Below are 19,322 nucleotides of genomic sequence, written 5' to 3'. Positions count from 1 at the left end.
CAGAACCAGGGCAGGCGCGACGTGGAGAACGGGCTTTGACGAACTACATCGACTATCTTGAGTCGCTGTCCAAGAAGCAACTCATGGTGATGCTCGCCCGGCAGCGGCAGGACGAGACCCAGGGCATCGCGGTGGTCGGGCTCGGCTGCCGCCTCCCCGGGGCGATCGATGATCCGCGGAGTCTGTGGACCGCGTTGCGGGAGGGACGGGTCGTGCCGACGGAGTCGGCCGGCCCGCCCACCGACAGCCTCGGTCGGGCGCGCTGGAACCTCGACGCGCCCGACCTGGCACCCATCGCCGACGTGCTCCGTTCGGGTGCGTACCTGAACGACGTCGACCTGTTCGATGCCGACTACTTCGGCATCACCGAGCAGGAGGCGGAGCGGATGGATCCGCAGCAGCGCCTGCTGCTCGAGGTCACCGTGCAGGCGCTCGCCGACGCGAACCTGACCCGCGCTGACCTGCGCCGCCAGCGGGTCGGGATCTTCATCGGCGCGAGCACGGTGGAGTACCCGATAGCCTGGGTGCGCAACCGGGTGCCGGCCGACGACCTGTCCCCGCACATGGCGCTCGGCAACACCCTGAGCGCGACGTCCGGGCGGATCGGTTTCATGCTGGGCGTCAACGGCCCGGCGATGACCATTGAGACGTCGTCGTCCTCGGCGCTGACCGCGATGCACCTGGCCGCGCAGGCACTCCGGCGACGCGAGTGCGACGTCGCCCTGGTGGGCGCCTGCCAGTTGCTGCTCTCCCCGTTCACCACCGCGGTGCTGGGCAAGCCGGGCATGCTGTCGAGCGTCGGCCGCAGCCGCCCGTTCACCACCGAGGCCGACGGCCACGTCCGGGGCGAGGGCTGCGGCATCCTGGTCGTCAAACGGCATTCCGACGCGGTCGCCGACGGCGACCTGCCGTACGCGCTGCTGCGCGGCAGCGCGGTCTACTCCCACGGCGACCGCCCCTCGATGGCGGTGACCGCGGGGGCCGGGCAGAAGACGGTCATCGAGTTGGCGCTGCGCAGTGCTGGCGTCGAACCGCTCGACGTGCAGTATGTCGAGGCCCAGGCCAACGGGTCCCGGCTGGGCGGGCTGATCGAGGCCGAGTCCCTGGCCGAGGCGTACGAGCGTCGGTCACCGACGGCCCCGCCGCTGTACCTGGGGTCCTGCAAGGCCAACCTCGGCTACCTGGAGACCGCCTCCGGCGCGGTGGGCCTGATGAAGACGGTGCTCGCCCTCGCCCACGGCGAGGTGCCCCCGCAGGTCGGCACGGAGAACCTCGACCCCGGCGTCGCGTGGGACCGGACCGGTCTGCGGTTCGCGGACAAGCCGATGGCGTGGCCGTCGGACGGACGCCGCCTGGCCGGGGTGAGCTCCTTCGGTTTCACCGGGATCAACGCGCACGTCATCCTGGAGGGCGTCCCGGGCCGGCAGCGGTCGGAGGCGGCCCCCACGGCACCGGGTGTCCCCGCCCTGCTGGTCCTCTCGGCGCACAACGACGCGGCGCTGGCGGCGACCGCCGATCGGTTGCACCGTCACCTGGACCAGCGCGCGGAGTGGGACCACCACACGGTCTGCCGTACGTTGGCGCACGGTCGCGACCATCTCCCGGTCCGCGCCGCGGCCGTCGTCACCGGCCGGTCCGAACTCCTCGACGCGCTGGCCGCTGGCCCGGTACAGCGGGTGACCCGGGCGGGTATCCACGTCGAGCTGCCCGAGCTTGACGACTCGCGGCTGAGGGCGGTGCTGACCACCAGCCTGGGTGCGGGGTTCGAGCCGCTCGCCGCCCGGATACGCGGGTGCGCCGAGGCCATGGGCCTGCCGGCACTGGACGGACTGCTCGCCGACGGTCAAGCACTGCCGGAGGGCACCTGGCTCGCCTGGGCGATGGGCTGGTACGAGCTGCTGACGGCGGTGGGGCTGCGGGTGTCCGGCGGACTGTTCGGCGGTCGGTACCGCCACGTACTGTCCGATGTGGTGGCCGAGCGTACCGGGACGACCGAGGTCGCCGCGCGGTGGCAGGCCGGTGCGCTGGGAGCCGTACCGCCGCGACCGGTCGCGGCGGACGTGACGGTCACCGGGAACGTGTGGGTGCTGGGTGCGGCGGCGACTGCCGAGGCCGTACCGGTGCCGCTGGCCGAGTTGGACGCGGCCGGCTGGTTGCACCTGGTGGGGGAGCAGTACGCGGCCGGCGCCGAGATTGTCTTCACCGAGCTGTCGGCGCGGGCGGGGCAGGCACTGTGCCGCCTTCCCGGCCCGGCCCTGACCGGCAGACGGTACTGGCCCGAAGGCTATCAATGGTCCTGACGCGAGCTGATGGGATGCCACAGATGCACTACCCGAACCTCAAGACAGTCGTCGACACCGCGACCTTTCACGCCGAGCGGCATCCGGACCGTGTCGCCATCGAATGCGAGGGTCGCGAGGTCACCTTCGCGCAACTGCACCGGGGAAGCAACAGGTCGGCCCGCGCGATTCTCGCGGCCGGCGTGACACCCGGAACACGGGTCGGCTACCTGGGCAAGGAGTCGGAGTACTACTACGAGATCGTCTTCGCCTGCGCGAAGAGCGGGGCCGTGCTCGTGCCGATCAACTGGCGGCTGACGCCGACGGAGATCGAGCACATCCTGCGCGACTCGGGCACGGAGCTTCTCTTCACCGAACGCGAGTTCCGCACCACCGCGCTCGACCTCCAGCGGGAGCAGAATCAGCTACGGCTCGTGGTCGACATGGACGGCGAGGGCGAGTTGGGTGCGGGTTTCCGGGCCTGGACCTCGGAGCACTCCGGCGACGACCTGGACACCTCGGTCCGGCCCGAGGACCCGATCGTGCAGCTCTACACCAGCGGCACCACGGGCCTTCCGAAGGGCGTCGTGCTGCCGCACCGCAGCTTCTTCCGGATCAACGACCTGCTGGTCGAGAACGACCTGGACTGGCTGGACTGGCGGTCGGACGACAAGAGCCTGATCGGCATCCCGGGTTTCCACGTCGCCGGCCTCTGGTGGGCGATGCAGGCGCTCAACGCGGGCGTCACCAGCGTGGCCATGCGTCGGTTCCTGAGCACGGAGGCGGCCACCCTGATCCGCGAGTCGGGAATCACCACGACCCTGGTGGTTCCGGCGATGTTGCAGATGATCCTGGCTGAGCCCCGGGTCGGGTCGGACGACTTCGCCAGCCTGCGCAAGGTCGCCTACGGGGGCTCGCCGATCTCCGAGAGCCTGCTGCGGCAGAGCCTGGATGCGATGGGCTGTGAGTTCGTCCAGCTCTACGGTCTCACCGAGACCGGGAACTGCGCGGTGTGCCTGCCGGCGGCCGAGCATGTTCCGGGCAGCCCACGTATGCGGGCCGCCGGTCGCCCGATGCCCGGCGTCGACCTGAGGGTGGTCGACGCGGACGGTGTCGAGGTGCCGCTCGGCGAGGTGGGAGAGATCTGGCTGCGTACCCCGGCGATCATGATCGAGTACTGGGGCCTCAAGGAGGCGACCGACGAGGTATTTGTGGACGGATGGTTCCGCACCGGTGACGCCGGATACCTCGACCAGGATGGTTATCTCTACATTTCCGACCGCATCAAGGACACGATCATTGTGGCCGGGGAGAACGTCTACCCCGCCGAGGTCGAGAACGCGTTGTGCAAGCATCCCGCGGTCGCGGAGGCGGCGGTGATCGGCGTACCCGACGAGCGCTGGGGTGAGGCGGTCCGGGCCTTTGTGGTACTACGCCCAGGTCAGCAGGCGACGCCGCGTGAGTTGATGTTGTCGCTGAAGGGGCTGATCTCCGACTTCAAGATCCCTTCCCAGTACGATATCATCGACAAAGTCCCCCGTAACCCCAGTGGCAAGATCCTGCGTCGGATCCTCCGGGACCAGTTCTGGGCGCATGTGGACCGCAACGTCAACTGAATTGAGATTCCTATGAGCATCGCCCTTTCCACGGTGAAGGCTGGGCTGCGGGTCGCCTCGGTGGTCGTACCGGGTCTCGCCGGGAAGTGGACGTTCGCACTGTTCTGCAAGCTCCGGACCCCGTCGCGGGTGCGCCCCAACGAGGCCGAGGTCCACGCCCAGGCCCAGGTGGACAGCATCGAGTACAACGGTCGGCGGGTCGTCACCTACCAGTGGGGGGACGGCGCCAAGCCCGTCCTGGTGGTCCACGGCTGGGAGTCTCGCGGCTCGCGGTACGCACCCCTGGTGGCGGAGTTGCTCGCCCGTGGATACAGCGCGGTCACCTTCGACGCACCCGGTAACGGCGACTCCGAGGGAAACCGCACCACGCTGCTGGAGTACGCGGACATCATCGAGAAACTGTACGAGCGGCACGGCCCCTTCCAGGCGGCCGTCGCCCATTCGTTCGGGTCGTTGGCGCTCTTCCACGCCATGCGCAAAGGGGTCAAGGTCGACCGCGTGGTGACGGTGAACGCCGTGTGCGACTTCGACTACCTGGTCCACCGGTTCAGCGAGGAACTCGGTTTGTCCGAGCGCCTGAGGAAGGATCTGAGCCGCCGGTTCGAGGGCCTGTTCCCGCAGGAGCAGGACATTTACCGCCGTTTCTCCGTCCCGTACCAGGCGGACCGGGTGACCGGTCCCGTGCTGGTGATCCACGACGAGGACGACCTCCGGATCGAGATGTCGCAGGCCAAGAAGATCGCCGCGGCCTTCCCCGACCAGTCCCGGATGATCACCACTCAGGGCTTCGGACACAGCAAGATCCTCACCGACCCTGGGACGCTGACGGCCATCGCGGACTTCGTGTCGGAACCCACCGTCTGACCGCGCCGCCGGTCGTTCTCCCAGGTAGCGCGCGCCCGGTGGGTCTGTACCCACCGGGCGCGGTCATCGTGACGATCGGGTACGGCTACCGGCCTCGGCCGCGAGGTGACGCACGGCGCGCACCAGGAACACGCGCGACTGCTGCGCCATGAGGACGAGCTCCGGGTAGACCTCGGCGACGGCGTCACCGGCCGCCCGGTCGGACTGGAAGTTGTCCTTGTCGCCCATCCAGTAGTTCCAGATCCGGGCCGCGTGTGGCACGCACGGCTGAAGCGTCGCGGCGAGGTCGGCGTCCGGACCGGCCATGCCAGGCTCCTGTCGAGGGGTCGTCGGCGGGAGATCACCACCGGAGTACGACCGGGAGCGTACGCCGATGTCGTCCACTGTCGACGCTGGCCAGCAGGGGTGACGGGTGTCTCGCTCGATCCGGGGGGCTTGAATTCCTACTTCATTGGTAGGAAAATCGAGGGCATGCCGCCGGTTCGGTTGTTCACCTCCCGCCGGGTCGTCGACCTGATGCGCGTCGCCGCGCAGCTCTGTCCCGGCGCTCCCAGCGCGGCCTGACCAGGCCGCCCAGCCCTCGCCGGCCCCCTTTCCCGTCGTCGACGCACGGTCGCGACGCCCGCACCCAGCGCCCGCGGCGGCGCATCTCGTGGAGGAGGACCCTGCCATGACCAACGACACCGTTTCACCGACAGCGGTGGACCCCCGGCTCGACTTCGAGGTGGCCTGGTGGGAGTGGCACCGACGCCACGAGGAGGTTCGGGCCGACCCGCACGGCTTCCTCGCGGTCACCGGTCTGCACTGGCTGACCTCGGTGCCGCAGCGGTTCCCCGAGGTGCCGGGGGAGTGGCACACCGCCGCAGACGGGCCGGTGGTGGCTCTCGACGACGGCGAGTTGCTCGTGATCGACGGCCGGCAGGTCCGGGGTCGGCACGAGTTCGGGCCGATCGCCGAGCGTGCCGGCGTCACCGTGGGCATCGACGGTGGGGTGCTGGAGGTGGCCCGCCGGGGCGGGCACGACATCCTCCGTCCCCGGCGACCCGAGCACTCGCTGCGCCTCGGCTACCGGGGCACCCCCACCTATCCGCCCGACCGGCGGTGGGTCCTGAGCGGGCGCTTCGTACCCTTCGACAGTCCTCGCCCGACCGCCGTCGGCGCGGCGGTGGAGGGGCTCACGCACGTCTACGACGCCCCCGGCCAGATCGAGTTCGCCGTCGACGGGGTGCCGCTGCGCCTGACCGCCTTCAACGGCACGGCACCCGGGAGCCTGTCGGTGCTCTTCACCGACACCACCTCCGGTGTGACGACATATCCGGCCAACCGAATCCTGGCCGTCGGCACACCGGACGAGCAGGGTCGGGTGACTCTCGACTTCAACCGGGCCACCAATCTGCCGTGCGCGTACACCGACTTCGCGACCTGCCCGCTGCCCCCGGCGGAGAACCGGCTGCCGGTCGCCGTCGAAGCCGGCGAGAAGATCCCGTACGAGCGGTTGGCGGGCGATTCCGTCGACCGTTCGTAGCCCTCTGCGTACCAACCCCTCGGGAGGATCGTCATGCCTCAGTCCACCGACGCCCCGATCGACGCCGACAGCGACGCGCTGCGGACGCTGCTGCGCCACCAGGCCAGCACCGTCACGGTGGTCACCGCTCCCGGCTCGCCCGCGGTCGGCTTCACCGCCACCTCGTTCACCTCGGTGTCGCTGGCGCCGCCGATCGTCTCGTTCTGCCTGAACCTCGGTTCGTCGAGCTGGCCCGCGGTCTCCCGTGCCCGGCACGTGGCGGTGCACCTGCTCGCCCACCACCAGCAGGAGCTTGCCCGCACCTTCGCGACCAGCGGCATCGACCGGTTCGCCGCTCCCACCCGCTGGCAGACCGGCCCGGAGGCGGTGCCGATCCTGGACGACACCCTGGCCTGGCTGCTCTGCCGGGTCGTCGACCGGGTGACCGTCGGCGATCACGCCGTCGTGTTGGCCGAGCCGGAGGTGCTCCGGCACGCCGACGTCGGCTCGCCCCTGCTGTACCACCGGGGCCGCTACGCCGGGCTGGCCGGCGACCAGAACGCGGCGGCCCGTCGTTCCGCCGCCTGACCGGGCGCTCGCACGCCCAAGCCACACCGAGCACGCCCAGTCACAGGGAGCACGCCCAGTCCACACGGAGGAGGATGCCGTGCAAGCGATAGTCGCCGCCCCGGACACCCGCGCGGGGTTCCGGGTGACGGACCTGCCCGATCCCACTCCAGGCCCGGGGCAGGTTCTCGTCGAGGTGCGACACGTCGGCGTCAACGCCGGCGAGATCCGCCACCTCGACGTCTGGCCGGCCGGGGCCGTGCTCGGGCACGACGCCGCGGGTCACGTGGTGCGTGGCGGCGACGGGTCCGGCCTGCGCGAGGGTGACCAGGTGGTGGCGTTCGGGCCGGGCGCCTGGGCCCGCCTGGCGGTGTTCGACGTGGACAGTGTGGCGGTGGTGCCCGCGGCCGTCGGCCTGGCCGAGATGGCCGTGCTGCCCACCGTCGGCCTCACCGCCCTGCGCACACTGCGGACGTCGGGGCCGCTGCTCGGCCGTCGGGTGCTGGTCACGGGTGCGTCCGGGGGTCTGGGCCGGGTCGCCGTCCAACTCGCCCGGCACGGCGGCGCGTACGTGGTCGCGGTGGTCGGCTCGCCGGCTCGTGGCGCGGGGCTGGCGGATCTCGGCGCCGACGAGGTCGTGGTTGGTCTCGACGCGATCACCGACCCGGTCGACGTGGTGCTGGAGACGGTCGGTGGCGCCCACCTGGTGGCCGCCTGGGGTCTGCTGGCCCCGGGTGGAGTGCTGCACAGCATCGGCTGGGCCTCCGGCGAGCCGGCCGTCCTTCCGGTGAACTCCACATTCGCACCGGGCGCGGCACGGACACTGCGTTCCTTCGGCGACGCCACCGCCCCGGGGTCGGATCTCGGTCTGCTCGCGGACCTGGTGGCGCGTGGAGCCCTGCGAGCGCCGATCGGTTGGCGCGGCTCGTGGCAGCGTCTCGAGGAGGCGGCCGACGCGCTGCGGGAGCGGCGGGTGGCCGGGAAGATCCTGCTCGACCTGGACTGAGCCGGAGCGGTGGCCACCGGTCACGGCACTAATCCTGTAAACCCTATAGCCTTAGTAGGATATTCGTCAACGGATCGACGTCCACGCGTGCGATAGCCGACATCCACCGACGGATTCGTTGACACCACCACCGCCCGGAAGGTGGACTCGGCTCATGTCCAGCGAGCTGCGGTTGACGATCCGCGGCCACATCGACTTCGGTCGGGTGTGGTCGAGTTCCTGTCTGGCCTGACCCGGCACCCTCGCCCGTAACCCGGCCCGCCGCACCGGCCCGCCGGGGTGAGGCGCACCGCCGCGCCGCCACCGCACCGACACCGCCGCCAGCCCGCGCCCACGCGCCGGGTCAGGTGTCGGCACACCCGCTTCCGCCTGCCTGGACAGGAGATCCCGCATGCCCGCGTACCGTCTGCGTACCCTGGCCGCCGCCGCGCTCGCCCCCCTGCTGGCCGTCGTCGCCGGCTGCTCCACCGGCACCACCCCGGCCGCCTCGGCGGCCGGCCAGCCCCGCTCCGGCGGCACCCTCACCTGGGCCGTGGAGACCGAGCCGATCACCCTCAACCCGCACCAGTACGCGCAGGCCAAGGCCCGCCTGCTGGTCTGGAACACCTTCGAGTCCCTGCTCACCTACGACAAGCAGGGCAAGCTGGTGCCGTGGCTGGCGACCGGCTGGCAGGTCGCACCGGACGGGCTGTCCTACACCCTGACGCTGCGCGACCGGGTCACCTTCACCGACGGCACCCCCTTCGACTCGGCCGCCGTCAAGGCGAACGTCGACAAGCTCCGCGAACCGGGGTACGCCCCGGGCGTCGCGGCCGTCCAACTGCGCAACCTCAAGGCCGTCGAGATCGTCGACCCGCGCACCGTACGGCTCGTCCTCACCGCGCCGGACGTGCTCATCCTCGACTTCCTCGCCTCCCCGCAGGGCGCGCAGGTGTCCCCGACGTCGCTGCGGCAGGCGAAGAACCTCAAGGCCGGTGGCGCCGACGTCGTCGGCACCGGGCCGTTCGTGCTGGACCGCTACGTCCCCGGTCAGGAACTGCGCTATCGGCGCAACGCCGACTACGACTGGGCGCCGCCCACCGCGACGCACACCGGCCCGGCCTACCTGGACGGCATCACCTACCGGTTCCTCAAGGAGTCGGCGGTGCGGGTCGGTGCCCTCACGTCGAGCCAGGTGCAGCTCATCGAGGGGGTGCCCGCGACCGATCAGCCACTGGTCACCGGCAACCAGGCGCTGCGCCTGACGCGCGAGCTCAACTCCGGCTCGGCGTACTCCTACTACTTCAACACCTCCCATCCGCCCTTTGACGACCTGCGGGTCCGGCAGGCGTTCCGGGAGGCCGTCGACGTCGACACCGTCCTGCGGTCCGTCTACCGCGACACCGCCACCCGCGCCTGGAGCGTGATCAGCCCGTCCAGCCCGCTCTACGACAAGCGCCTCGAAGGTGGTTACGGCGGCGACGCCGCCAAGGCGAACACCCTGCTGGACCAGGCCGGCTGGGCCACCCGGGACGCCGACGGCTACCGGACGAAGGACGGCAAGCGGCTCACCGTACGACTCGTGCAGTCCGCGCCCTTCGTCCGGGACCGCCGCGACGTCCTGGCCCAGGCGGTGCAGGCCGCCGTGAAGCAGAGCGCCGGCATCGACCTGAAGGTGTCGCTCGTCGACCAGGGCACGGCCACGGAGGCGTTCGAGCGCAACGAGTACGAGGTGTTCGACAACTCCCGCGCCGACACCGACGCCGGTGCCGCACTGAACCTGCTGTTGCACTCCAGGGGCGGCATCAACCGCACCCAGCTCAACGACCCGAGCATCGACAGGCTGCTGGAGGCCGGTCAGGCGGCCGCCGACCCGACGAAGCGGGCCAGCATCTACGCCGACGTGCAGCAACAGGTCGTCGCCGAGCGGGCCGTGGCGCTGCCGCTGTACGCGCCGGCCGACCAGATCGCCGCCAGCACCGCCGTCGGCGGGGTGCGCTTCGAGCCGACCGCCGGGGTGCCGGCGAGCGCCTACGACCTGTGGATCGGCAAGTGACATGAGCCGACCACCCGTACGTGCCGTGGCCCGCCGGCTCGGTGCCGGTCTGATCGTCCTCTGGGTCGCGGCCACCGCCGCCTACCTGGCGCTGCTGGCCGCGCCCGGTGACACCGTGGACAACATCGTCGGCGACGGTGCGGACACCCCGCAGATCCGTGCCGAGATCATCGCCGAGTGGGGTCTGGAACGACCGGCCCTCGTCCAGTACGCCGACTACCTCCGCCGGCTCGGCGAGGGCGACCTGGGCCGCTCGTACCTGCTGCAACGCCCGGTCGCCGAGGTGATCGGCGAACAACTCGCCCCCACCCTCACCCTCGCGGTCGCCGCCGCCGGGCTCGGGGTGCTGCTCGCCCTGCTGATCGCGGTCGCCACGGCCGGGGACCGGCGGCCCTGGTTGCGCCGGGTCAGCTCCGGCACCGAGTTGCTGCTGGTCTCCACCCCGTCGTTCCTGATCGGGCTCGTGCTGCTCAGTGTGTTGTCGTTCCGGTTCGGGCTGTTTCCGGTCTCCGGCGACCAGGGGGTCACCGCGTTGGTGCTGCCCGCCGTCACCCTCGCGCTGCCCATCGCCGGGGTGCTCGCGCAGGTGCTGCGCGACGGGATCGACCGGGCCCTCGACGAGCCCTTCGTGCTCACCGCCCGCTCCCGGGGCGTACGCGAGCGCACGGTGTTGCTGCGCCACGCGCTGCGGCACGCTCTCTTGCCGGCGGTCACCCTGGCCGGTTGGCTCTTCGGCATCCTGCTCGGCGGCGCCGTGATCGTCGAACAGGTCTTCGGTCGGCCCGGTCTCGGCCAGGTCACCCTCAGCGCGGTCACCAGCGGGGACATGCCTGTGGTGCTGGCCGTCGTCACCCTCTCGGCCGCCGTCTACGTGGTGGTCAACACCGCCGCCGACCTGGCGTACCTGCTTGTCGACCCGCGTCTGCGAAGGAGCTGACCCGATGACCGTCACCCTGGGCCCGCCGCTCACCGACGTTGCGGCGCTGACCCTCGCCGACCCGGCCCGTCCGGCCGTACGCCGACGACCCCGATTGCGACCCGGCCTGCTCGTCGCCGGGGCGTACCTGCTCCTGCTTGTCGTCGCCGCGGCCGGGCCGGCGGTGCTGGCCCCCGGCGACCCCCTCGCCGCGGACCCGCTGGCCGTGCTCTCCCCGCCGAGCGCGGCGCACTGGCTCGGCACCGACCACCTCGGCCGCGACGTCTGGACCCGGGTGGTGCACGGTGCCGGGCACTCCCTCACCATCGGAGTGGCCGCCACCGTGATCGCGGTGACCGGTGGTGTGCTGCTCGGCCTGCTCGCCGGCCTCGCGCACCGGGTCGCCGACGAGGCGCTCAGCCGTACGCTCGACGCGCTGTCGGCGTTCCCGATGCTGCTGCTGGCGCTGCTGTTCATCGCCATCGCCGGCCCCGGCACCGTCAGCCTGATCGTCGCCATCGGCATCGCCACCCTGCCGCACCACGCCCGGGTGGTCCGTGGTCAGACGCTTGTCGTCCGCCGTTCCGGCTACGTCGAACAGGCCGTCACCTTCGGCCAGTCCCGGCCCCGGCTGGTGCTGCGGCACGTGCTGCCCAACGTGGTCGGCCCGGTGCCGGTGCTCGCGGTGATCGGGCTCGGCGAGGCGGTCCTGGCCGCCGCCGGGCTCAGTTTCCTCGGCATGGGCCCGCAACCACCGTCGCCGGAGTGGGGAGCGATGCTCTCCGAGGGACGCAACTACCTCCAGGTGGCCTGGTGGATCAGCATCCTGCCCGGTCTGGCGGTCACCGCCACCGTGGTGTCGCTGACCGTCGTCGGCCGCCACTGGCAGGCCCGCTTCGACGGGCGGCGGCGCTGATGGCCCCCCTGGTCACGGTCGAGGATCTGCACGTCGACTTCGACACCCCGACCGGCCGGGTGGCCGCGGTGCGGGGGATCAGCTTCACCGTCGAGCGCGGCGAGTGCGTGGCAGTCGTCGGGGAGTCCGGCTCCGGCAAGAGCGTCACCGCTCGTACCCTGGTCGGGCTCGCCGGGTCGGGCGCGCAGGTCCGCGCCGCCCGACTGGAGCTGGCCGACCAGGACGTGCGAGGGCACCGGCCACGGGACTGGCGGCGGGTCCGTGGCCGGCTCGCCGGGCTGGTCCTCCAGGACGCGCTGGTCTCCCTCGACCCGCTGCGGACGGTGGGCGCCGAGATCGGCGAGGTGCTCGCCACCCACGGCATCGTCGGCCGCCGGGAACGGGCCGGTCGGGTCGCCCACCTGCTCGACCAGGTGCACCTCCCGGAGCCGGAACGCCGCGCCCGGCAGTATCCGCACCAGCTCTCCGGAGGGCTGCGCCAGCGGGCCCTGATCGCCTCGGCGATCGCCGGGGAGCCGGCCCTGCTCATCGCCGACGAGCCCACCACCGCACTGGACGTCACCGTGCAGGCGCAGATCCTGCGGCTGCTCGCCGAGCGGCGGGCCGCCGGGGTGAGTCTGCTGCTGATCAGCCATGACCTGGCGGTCGTCGCCCAGATCGCCGACCGGGTCCTGGTGCTGCGCGACGGTCGGATCGTCGAGCAGGGTCCCACCGGCACGCTGCTGCGGGCTCCCGCGCATCCGTACACCCGGCAGTTGCTGGCGGCGGTGCCCTCGGCGACGTCGCGGGGGCGCCGGCTCGGGGTGTCGCGGGCCGGGGACGTACGGACGGCCCTGCCCGCCCGGCCCGAGGTCCGCGCCGACGACACCGTGCTCGACGCGGACGGGCTGACCAAGACCTACGGCGAGCACACCGTGGTGCGGGACGTCTCCTTCTCCATCGCGCGGGGCGAGACGCTCGGCCTGGTGGGGGAGTCCGGTTCCGGCAAGAGCACGGTCGCCCGGATCGTCGCCGGTCTGCTCGACGCGGACGCGGGCGTCGTCACCTTCGAGGGCACCGCGTGGGCCGGCGTGCGGGAGCGGGCCCGCCGCCCGCTGCGGCGTAGGTTGCAACTGATCTCCCAGGACCCGCTGAGTTCCTTCGACCCCCGCTACACGGTCGGACGGGTCGTCGCGGAGAACCTCGACCCCGACGTCAGCCGCTCGGATCGGCGTGACCACGTCGTCGACCTGCTGCGTCGAGTCGGTCTCGGCGCGGACCTGCTCGACCGGCACCCCCGGCAGCTCTCCGGCGGCCAACGGCAGCGGGTCGCCATCGCCCGCGCGATCGCCCCCCGACCGACGCTGCTCGTCTGCGACGAGCCGGTCTCCGCCCTCGACGTCTCCGTGCAGGCCCAGGTGCTCGACCTGCTGGCCGACCTGCGGGCCACCGACGGCACCGCCCTGCTCTTCATCTCCCACGACCTGGGTGTGGTGCACCACCTCAGTGACCGGGTGCTCGTCCTGCACGACGGCGCGGTGGTCGAGCAGGGCCCGGTCGGCGACGTCTTCAGCTACCCCCGACACGACTACACCCGGTCCCTGCTGGACGCGCTGCCCACGCTGGTCACCGCCGGCCGACCGTAGGAGGAAAACCATGACCGACAAGAGCCTGCACCTGGCCGTGGCGCTCGACGGTCTCGGCTGGCACCCCGCCGCCTGGCGGCTCTCGCGCGCCGAGGCGACCGCGCCACTGACCGCCCGCTACTGGAACGCCCTCGCGGGCGAGGCCGAACGCGGCGCACTGGACCTGCTCACCATCGAGGACAGCCTGGACCTCCAGACGTCCGGGCCGGACGGCCCGGACGACCGCACCGACCAACTCCGGGGACGACTCGACGCGGTGCAGATCGCCGCCCGACTCGCCCCGCTGACCCGGCACATCGGGCTGATCCCGACCACCAGCACCACCCACACCGAGCCGTTCCACGTCTCCACGGCGATCGCCACGCTCGATTACGTCAGCGGCGGGCGGGCCGGTTGGCGGCCCCGGATCTCCGCCCGTAGGGCCGAGGCCGGGCACTTCGGCCGCCGCGACATCCCGCCGCTGGACCCGGCCCGGCTCGACGAGCCGGAGGTCGTACGGCTCGTCGGCGACCTCATCGCCGAGGCCGGCGACGCGGTGGAGGTGGTCCGCCGGCTCTGGGACAGCTGGCAGGACGACGCCGTGATCCGGGATGTGCCGACCGGTCGCTTCGTCGACCGCGAGCGGCTGCACTACGTCGACTTCACCGGCCGGTGGTTCTCCGTCAAGGGGCCCTCCATCGTGCCCCGGTCGCCGCAGGGGCAACCGGTCGTCGCGGCGCTGGCCCACTCGTCGGTGCCGTACGCGTTCGCCGCCCGGCACGCCGACGTCGTCTTCGTCACCCCGACCGACCCCGGGCACGCCGCCGCGATCGTGGCGGAGGTACGGGCGGCCGAGGAGACCGTCGGCCGGACCGACGCCCCGCTGCGCATCCTCGCCGACGTGGTCGTCCTGCTCGACGACTCGCCGACATCGGCCGGACAGCGCAGGGCACATCTCGACGAGTTGTACGGTGCGCCGTTCACGTCCGACGCGGCCATCTTCGCCGGCACCCCGGGGCAGTTGGCCGACCTGCTCGCCGCCTGGCACCGCGCCGGAGTGGACGGTTTCCGGCTGCGGCCGGCCGTGCTTCCCGACGACCTGATCGCGATCACCCGGGCGTTGGTGCCCGCGCTGCGGGATCGGGGCCTGTTCCGCGCCGGCTATCCGGTCGGGACGCTGCGCGACCTGCTCGGCCTGCACCGACCGGTCAGCCGGTACGCCGCCGTGGCGACCGCCTGAGCACTGGAGACCCTCATGCCCAAGCAGATCGTCCTGGCCGCCCACTTCCCCGGCGTGAACAACACCACCGTGTGGAGCGACCCGGCCTCCGGTAGCCAGATCGACTTCTCCTCCTTCGTCCACCTGGCCCGCACGGCGGAACGGGGGAAGTTCGACTTCCTCTTCCTCGCCGAGGGGTTGCGCCTGCGCGAGCAGCGGGGCCGCATCCACGACCTGGACGTGGTCGGCCGCCCGGACACGTTGACGGTGCTCGCCGCCCTCGCGGCGGTCACCACGCACCTGGGGCTGGCCGGCACGCTCAACGCCACCTTCCGCGAGCCGTACGAGTTGGCCCGGCAGTTGGCCAGCCTCGACCACCTCTCCGGCGGGCGGGCGGCCTGGAACGTGGTCACCACCTCCGACGCGTTCACCGGGGAGAACTTCCGCCGGGGCGGCTACCTGGACCGCTCGCTGCGCTATGACCGGGCCGCCGAGTTCGTGCGTACCGCGCGGGAGTTGTGGGAGTCGTGGCCGGCGGAGGCGATCGTGGGCGACCGCGACGGCGGCCGGTACCTCACCGAGGCCGGACCCGGCGCGTTCGCCCACCACGGCGACCAGTTCGACATCGCGGGGCACTTCACGGTGCCCCGCAGCCCGCAGGTGCACCCGGTGATCCTGCAGGCCGGTGACTCGCCGGACGGGCGCGAGTTCGCCGCGTCCAGCGCCGACGCGATCTTCTCCCGGCACGGCACCCTGGAGGACGGTCAGGACTTCTACCGGGACGTGAAGTCCCGGCTTGCCTTCTACGGCCGCCAACCCGACGACCTGCTGGTCATCCCCGGTGTCACATTCGTGCTCGGCGACACCGACGCCGAGGCGCAGGAACGCGCGCACCACATCCGCCGCCAGCAGGTCAGCCCACAGACCGCGATCCTGCTGCTGGAACAACTCTGGAACCGGGACCTGTCCGGGTACGACCCGGAGGGCCCACTGCCCGCCGAGGACCCGGACGTCTCCGGCGACGCGATCAGCCGGGGCCGAACCGGCGTGTATGCCGACCCGGTCGACACCGCGCGGCGGTGGCGGGCCCTGGCCGAGGAGAAGGGGCTCGGCATCCGCGATCTGATCATCGAGGTCACCGGCCGGCAGTCCTTCGTCGGCACCGCGCGGCAGGTCGCCGAACGGATGAACCACTTCGTGCAGTCGGACGCCGCCGACGGGTTCATCCTGGTGCCGCACCTGACCCCCGGCGGGCTCGACGAGTTCGTCGACCAGGTCGTGCCGCTGTTGCAGGAGCGCGGCGTCTTCCGCAGCGAGTACACCGGCACCACCCTGCGCGACCACCTCGGCCTCGGTCCCGCCCGCCCGGTCGCCCGACCCTCCAGCCGAAAGTGACGGTTCCGGCGTGAAGTTCCTGCTGATTACGCTCATCACCCACCTGCCCGACCCGGTCACTGGGCAGCGCAGGAGCACCACCGACCGGTTCCGGGACGTGGTCGACACGGCGGTCCTCGCGGAGGATCTCGGCTTCGACGGGTACGGCGTCGGTGAACGCCACGAGCGCCCCTTCATCTCGTCCTCACCACCTGTGGTGCTGAGCCACATCGCGGCCCGGACCTCCACCATCCGGTTGTTCACGGCGGTCACCACGCTCAGCCTGCTCGACCCGGTGCGCGCCTACGAGGACTACGCCACCCTCGACCACCTCAGCGGCGGCCGACTCGAACTGATCATCGGCAAGGGCAACGGTGCCGCGCAGGCGCAACTGTTCCACGTCACCGCCGAGGACCAGTGGGACCGCAACCGGGAGGGCTACGAGCTGTTCCGCCGGCTCTGGCGGGAGGACCGGGTCACCTGGTCCGGGACGTACCGGCCGTCGCTGACCGACGCCGAGACCTGGCCCCGCCCGCTGCAACAGCCCATCCGCGTCTGGCACGGCAGCGCTACCAGCAGGGACTCGGCCGACCTCGCCGCCCGGTACGGCGACCCGATCTTCTCCGCCAACGTCACCAACCCGATCGAGCCGTACGCCGAACTCATCCGCCACTACCGGGAACGGTGGGTCCACTACGGGCACGATCCGGCCGACGCGCTCGTCGGCGCGGGCACCGCCGGTTTCTACGTGGCCCGCACGTCGCAGGAGGCGGTGGAACGGTACCGGCCGATCTTCGACGCCCGGGTGGCCGCGTTCCGGCGGCTGGGCATCCAGCCGGTCTTCGCGACCCTGGAGGACGCCATCGAGCGCAGCTCGATCCTGGTCGGCAGCCCGCAGCAGCTCGCCGACAAGGTGCTGCGCTACCACGAGCAGTTCGGCCACGAGGTCATCCACCTCCAGGCCGACCACGACGGGCTGACCGACAAGCAGCACCGGGAGAGCCTGGAGCTGTTCCAGGCCGAGGTGGCCCCGGTGCTGCGTCGGGAGATCCCGAGCCGCCCCTTCGCACCGCCGGCGACCGCCGCCGCGGCGGCCTGACCAGAAACGGGGACCAGCATGCCGTCCACTCCACTGTCCATCCTCGACCTGTCCCCGGTGCCCGCCGGCGCCACCGTCACCGACGCCCTGCACAACACCGTCGACCTGGCTCGGCGGGCCGAGCAGTCCGGCTACCACCGCTACTGGCTGGCCGAGCACCACCTCGCCGCCGGCGTCGCCAGCTCCGCGCCGGCCGTGCTGATCGGGCAGGTCGCCGCGGCCACCAGTGTGCTGCGCGTCGGCTCCGGGGCCGTCCAGGTCGGGCACCGCACCGCCCTGTCGGTGGTCGAGGAGTTCGGCACCCTCGCCGCCCTGTACCCGGGCCGCATCGACCTCGGGCTGGGCCGCTCCGGTCAGCGGCGCATCGAGGCGGCCCAGGCGGTCGCCGCGCCGGCCCCGCCGCCGGTGCCGGCTCGGGTGGTCGACGGACTGCTCATCCCGCCGCCGTTCTCGTATGCCCAGGTGCTCACCTCACCGCGCTTCGCCCTGAGCACGGCCCTGCTGCACCAGCCGGGCGCGCAGCCGCCACCCTTCGCCGAGCAGGTGGCCGACGTGCTGGCCCTGCTGCGCGGCGACTACACCGACGCCGACGGCCTGGACGCGCACGCCGTGCCGGGGGAGGGCACCGACCTGCAGGTGTGGCTGTTGGGCAGCAGCGGCGGGGAGAGCGCCCAACTGGCGGGTGCGCTGGGCCTGCCCTTCGCCGCCAACTACCACGTCAGCCCCTCCTCGGTGCTCGACGCGGTCGCCGCGTACCGGGCCGCGTTCCAACCCTCGGCGACGCTCGCCGAACCGTACGTGGTGGTCTCCGCCGACGTGGTCGTCGCCGAGACCGACGACGCGGCCCGCCGGCTGGCCGCACCGTACGGGCCGTGGGTGCGCAGCATCCGCAGCGGCGAGGGCGCGATGCCGTTCCCCAGCCCGGAGCAGGCCGCCGCGCTGCCCTGGAGCGAGGACGACCGCCAGCTCGTCGCCGACCGGGTGGACACCCAGTTCGTCGGGGCACCCGGCACGGTCGCCGAGCGGCTGCGCACCCTGCGCGACGTCACCGCCGCCGACGAGCTGTTGGTCACCACGATCACCCACGCCCACACCGACCGGGTCAGCTCCTACGAACTGCTCGCCAAGGAGTGGACCGACTGACCCGGGCCCTGGTCGACGGTCACCGGGTGCCGGACGACAGCGTCGAACAGGTAACCGAGGTCGTTGCCCGCGGCCTGGTCACGCTGACCGGCCCCGGTGACGTCGGTGGCCCGGGCACGCAGGGTCCACCGGCCGGGCCGCGGCGGGCGCCAGGGCGCCGTCCATCGCTGCCAGAGCCCGCCCTCGTCCTCGGGGTATGTTGCGCTGGACGTACTCCTCGAAGCGTGTCCCGCTGACGCGTTGCACGACGTAGCCGGCGAGCGCGTTGCCGTAGTTGGAGTAGGCCGGGGTCGTGCCCGGCTCGTAGATCTGCTCCGGTGGGTCGGTCGTCAGGGCCTCGCGCAGGTCGAGGTCGGTGGCGTCGGTGCCGATCAGGCCGGCGATGCGCTCCTCGAAACCGGCGGTGTGCGTCAGCAGGTGCCGCAGGGTGACGGCTCGCTCGTAGTCGCGCGGCAGGTCGAAGTCGAGGTACGTCTCGACGTCGGCGTCGAGGTCGAGTTTCCCGCTCTGTACGAGTTGCAGGACGGCGGTGGCGGTGACGAGCTTCGACACCGATCCCATCCGGAAGAGATGTCGGTCCGGATCGACAGGTACGGCCCCGGTGTCACTGTCACCGGTGTCGGCGTGGCCGTACCCCCGGGTCGTGAGGATCTTGCCGTCGTCCACGACGGCGACCGTGGCCCCGGCGATGCCGGTGCGGTCGAGCGCGGCCGGCAGCACGCCGTCGAGCCAGGCGTTGACGTCGGTGTCGGTCAGGGCAGGACCCGTACCGCCCGGGGCGGCGGCAGCCGCCGGGGTGTCGACGTGCGGGGCCGGGCGGGCGGGCGACGCGCCGCAGCCCGCGGTGGTCACCGCGACGGCGGCGGTGGCGGCGAGGATCGCGCCGAGTCGGGCGAGGATCCCCGCCGGGCGGGTTCGCTGACGTGTACGAGAGCGCATTGTCTGCCTGTGCCTTCCTCGGCGAACGGGTGTCCGGAGCGGGTCCGTACGGCGTCACTCGATGCCTTGCCACCAGCCTGTTCGACCACGTGGGCGAAACCATCTGGCGGAGGACGGCAATGCCCTTGCGACCTGAGGAGGAGGGGTGTGCGCACCCACGGTGGAAAGATCCACGCGCGGTGCGTGAACCACCGCCCGTGCCGGGGCATCCCAGGTGGTGACAGATCCCGCAGAGGAAAGG

At 72.0% G+C, this 19,322-nt stretch carries 15 protein-coding genes and 1 pseudogene; 14 read left to right on the top strand and 2 right to left on the bottom strand.

Annotation, left to right across the window (positions count from 1 at the left end):
* The first annotated feature begins 35 nt into the window (after positions 1–35).
* From AB0B57_RS02400 to AB0B57_RS02390, 3 genes are read left to right on the top strand one after another with little or no spacing between them, the layout of a single operon-like run.
* A complete protein-coding gene (locus AB0B57_RS02400) occupies positions 36–2,300 on the top strand; it encodes a beta-ketoacyl synthase N-terminal-like domain-containing protein (RefSeq protein WP_357064361.1) in 2,265 nt (754 codons plus the stop codon).
* Positions 2,301–2,314: 14 nt separating this feature from the next.
* Positions 2,315–3,895, top strand: coding sequence for a fatty acid--CoA ligase (locus AB0B57_RS02395; protein WP_357064358.1), 1,581 nt, complete (start codon positions 2,315–2,317; stop codon positions 3,893–3,895).
* A gap of 12 nt (positions 3,896–3,907) precedes the next feature.
* The gene (locus AB0B57_RS02390; protein ID WP_357064355.1) at positions 3,908–4,759 is read left to right on the top strand and encodes an alpha/beta hydrolase; all 852 of its coding nucleotides are present in this window, start codon (positions 3,908–3,910) and stop codon (positions 4,757–4,759) included.
* A gap of 81 nt (positions 4,760–4,840) precedes the next feature.
* Here the strand turns inward: AB0B57_RS02390 and AB0B57_RS02385 are convergent.
* Positions 4,841–5,065: pseudogene (locus AB0B57_RS02385) on the bottom strand (SAM-dependent methyltransferase); the annotation flags it as partial.
* 364 nt (positions 5,066–5,429) lie between these two features.
* Here AB0B57_RS02385 and AB0B57_RS02380 point away from each other — a divergent pair.
* The 11 genes from AB0B57_RS02380 (at position 5,430) to AB0B57_RS02330 (ending at position 18,142) form a co-directional block, all read left to right on the top strand.
* Positions 5,430–6,284 carry a DUF1684 domain-containing protein gene (locus AB0B57_RS02380; protein ID WP_357064353.1) on the top strand — a complete coding sequence of 285 codons (855 nt, stop codon included), beginning with the start codon at positions 5,430–5,432 and terminating at the stop codon, positions 6,282–6,284.
* A 33-nt stretch (positions 6,285–6,317) separates the two neighbouring features.
* On the top strand, positions 6,318–6,851 hold the full coding sequence (locus AB0B57_RS02375; protein WP_357064351.1) for a flavin reductase family protein: 534 nt from the start codon (positions 6,318–6,320) through the stop codon (positions 6,849–6,851).
* 79 nt (positions 6,852–6,930) lie between these two features.
* Complete coding sequence (locus tag AB0B57_RS02370; protein ID WP_357064348.1) at positions 6,931–7,836, top strand: zinc-binding dehydrogenase; 906 nt, start codon at positions 6,931–6,933, stop codon at positions 7,834–7,836.
* 391 nt (positions 7,837–8,227) lie between these two features.
* Complete coding sequence (locus AB0B57_RS02365) at positions 8,228–9,871, top strand: ABC transporter substrate-binding protein (protein WP_357064345.1); 1,644 nt, start codon at positions 8,228–8,230, stop codon at positions 9,869–9,871.
* Between the two features lies 1 nt (position 9,872).
* Complete coding sequence (locus tag AB0B57_RS02360) at positions 9,873–10,808, top strand: ABC transporter permease (RefSeq protein ID WP_357064343.1); 936 nt, start codon at positions 9,873–9,875, stop codon at positions 10,806–10,808.
* Positions 10,809–10,812: 4 nt separating this feature from the next.
* Positions 10,813–11,703, top strand: a complete 891-nt coding sequence (locus AB0B57_RS02355; RefSeq protein WP_357064340.1) for an ABC transporter permease — start codon at positions 10,813–10,815, stop codon at positions 11,701–11,703.
* A complete protein-coding gene (locus tag AB0B57_RS02350) occupies positions 11,703–13,328 on the top strand; it encodes an ABC transporter ATP-binding protein (RefSeq protein ID WP_357064337.1) in 1,626 nt (541 codons plus the stop codon). Before AB0B57_RS02355 ends, AB0B57_RS02350 begins: the two co-directional genes overlap by 1 nt.
* A 10-nt stretch (positions 13,329–13,338) precedes the next feature.
* Positions 13,339–14,547 carry an LLM class flavin-dependent oxidoreductase gene (locus tag AB0B57_RS02345; RefSeq protein WP_357064334.1) on the top strand — a complete coding sequence of 403 codons (1,209 nt, stop codon included), beginning with the start codon at positions 13,339–13,341 and terminating at the stop codon, positions 14,545–14,547.
* 15 nt (positions 14,548–14,562) lie between these two features.
* Positions 14,563–15,921: an NtaA/DmoA family FMN-dependent monooxygenase gene (locus AB0B57_RS02340; protein WP_357064331.1), complete on the top strand. Its 1,359-nt coding sequence runs from the start codon at positions 14,563–14,565 to the stop codon at positions 15,919–15,921.
* Between the two features lie 10 nt (positions 15,922–15,931).
* A complete protein-coding gene (locus AB0B57_RS02335) occupies positions 15,932–16,999 on the top strand; it encodes an LLM class flavin-dependent oxidoreductase (RefSeq protein WP_357064329.1) in 1,068 nt (355 codons plus the stop codon).
* 18 nt (positions 17,000–17,017) lie between these two features.
* Positions 17,018–18,142, top strand: coding sequence for an LLM class flavin-dependent oxidoreductase (locus AB0B57_RS02330; protein WP_357064326.1), 1,125 nt, complete (start codon positions 17,018–17,020; stop codon positions 18,140–18,142).
* Between the two features lie 78 nt (positions 18,143–18,220).
* Here the strand turns inward: AB0B57_RS02330 and AB0B57_RS02325 are convergent, their stop codons facing one another.
* On the bottom strand, positions 18,221–19,081 hold the full coding sequence (locus AB0B57_RS02325; protein WP_357064324.1) for a serine hydrolase domain-containing protein: 861 nt from the start codon (positions 19,079–19,081) through the stop codon (positions 18,221–18,223).
* Positions 19,082–19,322: the final 241 nt, after the last annotated feature.

It is taken from the genome of Micromonospora sp. NPDC049101, from assembly GCF_040648675.1.
In the GTDB taxonomy this organism is placed as follows: Bacteria; Actinomycetota; Actinomycetes; order Mycobacteriales; family Micromonosporaceae; genus Micromonospora.
Note: the sequence above shows the minus strand (reverse complement) of the source record. Positions and strands in the feature narration are given on the sequence as shown.

Bases quoted from the DNA above. Each gene is read 5' to 3' on its own strand.
- AB0B57_RS02345 (WP_357064334.1), top strand. From the start codon at position 13,339: ATGACCGACAAGAGCCTGCACCTGGCCGTGGCGCTCGACGGTCTCGGC.
- AB0B57_RS02325 (WP_357064324.1), bottom strand. From the start codon at position 19,081: ATGCGCTCTCGTACACGTCAGCGAACCCGCCCGGCGGGGATCCTCGCC.
- AB0B57_RS02395 (WP_357064358.1), top strand. From the start codon at position 2,315: ATGCCACAGATGCACTACCCGAACCTCAAGACAGTCGTCGACACCGCG.
- AB0B57_RS02340 (WP_357064331.1), top strand. From the start codon at position 14,563: ATGCCCAAGCAGATCGTCCTGGCCGCCCACTTCCCCGGCGTGAACAAC.
- AB0B57_RS02360 (WP_357064343.1), top strand. From the start codon at position 9,873: ATGAGCCGACCACCCGTACGTGCCGTGGCCCGCCGGCTCGGTGCCGGT.
- AB0B57_RS02350 (WP_357064337.1), top strand. From the start codon at position 11,703: ATGGCCCCCCTGGTCACGGTCGAGGATCTGCACGTCGACTTCGACACC.
- AB0B57_RS02390 (WP_357064355.1), top strand. From the start codon at position 3,908: ATGAGCATCGCCCTTTCCACGGTGAAGGCTGGGCTGCGGGTCGCCTCG.
- AB0B57_RS02330 (WP_357064326.1), top strand. From the start codon at position 17,018: ATGCCGTCCACTCCACTGTCCATCCTCGACCTGTCCCCGGTGCCCGCC.
- AB0B57_RS02365 (WP_357064345.1), top strand. From the start codon at position 8,228: ATGCCCGCGTACCGTCTGCGTACCCTGGCCGCCGCCGCGCTCGCCCCC.
- AB0B57_RS02375 (WP_357064351.1), top strand. From the start codon at position 6,318: ATGCCTCAGTCCACCGACGCCCCGATCGACGCCGACAGCGACGCGCTG.
- AB0B57_RS02355 (WP_357064340.1), top strand. From the start codon at position 10,813: ATGACCGTCACCCTGGGCCCGCCGCTCACCGACGTTGCGGCGCTGACC.
- AB0B57_RS02380 (WP_357064353.1), top strand. From the start codon at position 5,430: ATGACCAACGACACCGTTTCACCGACAGCGGTGGACCCCCGGCTCGAC.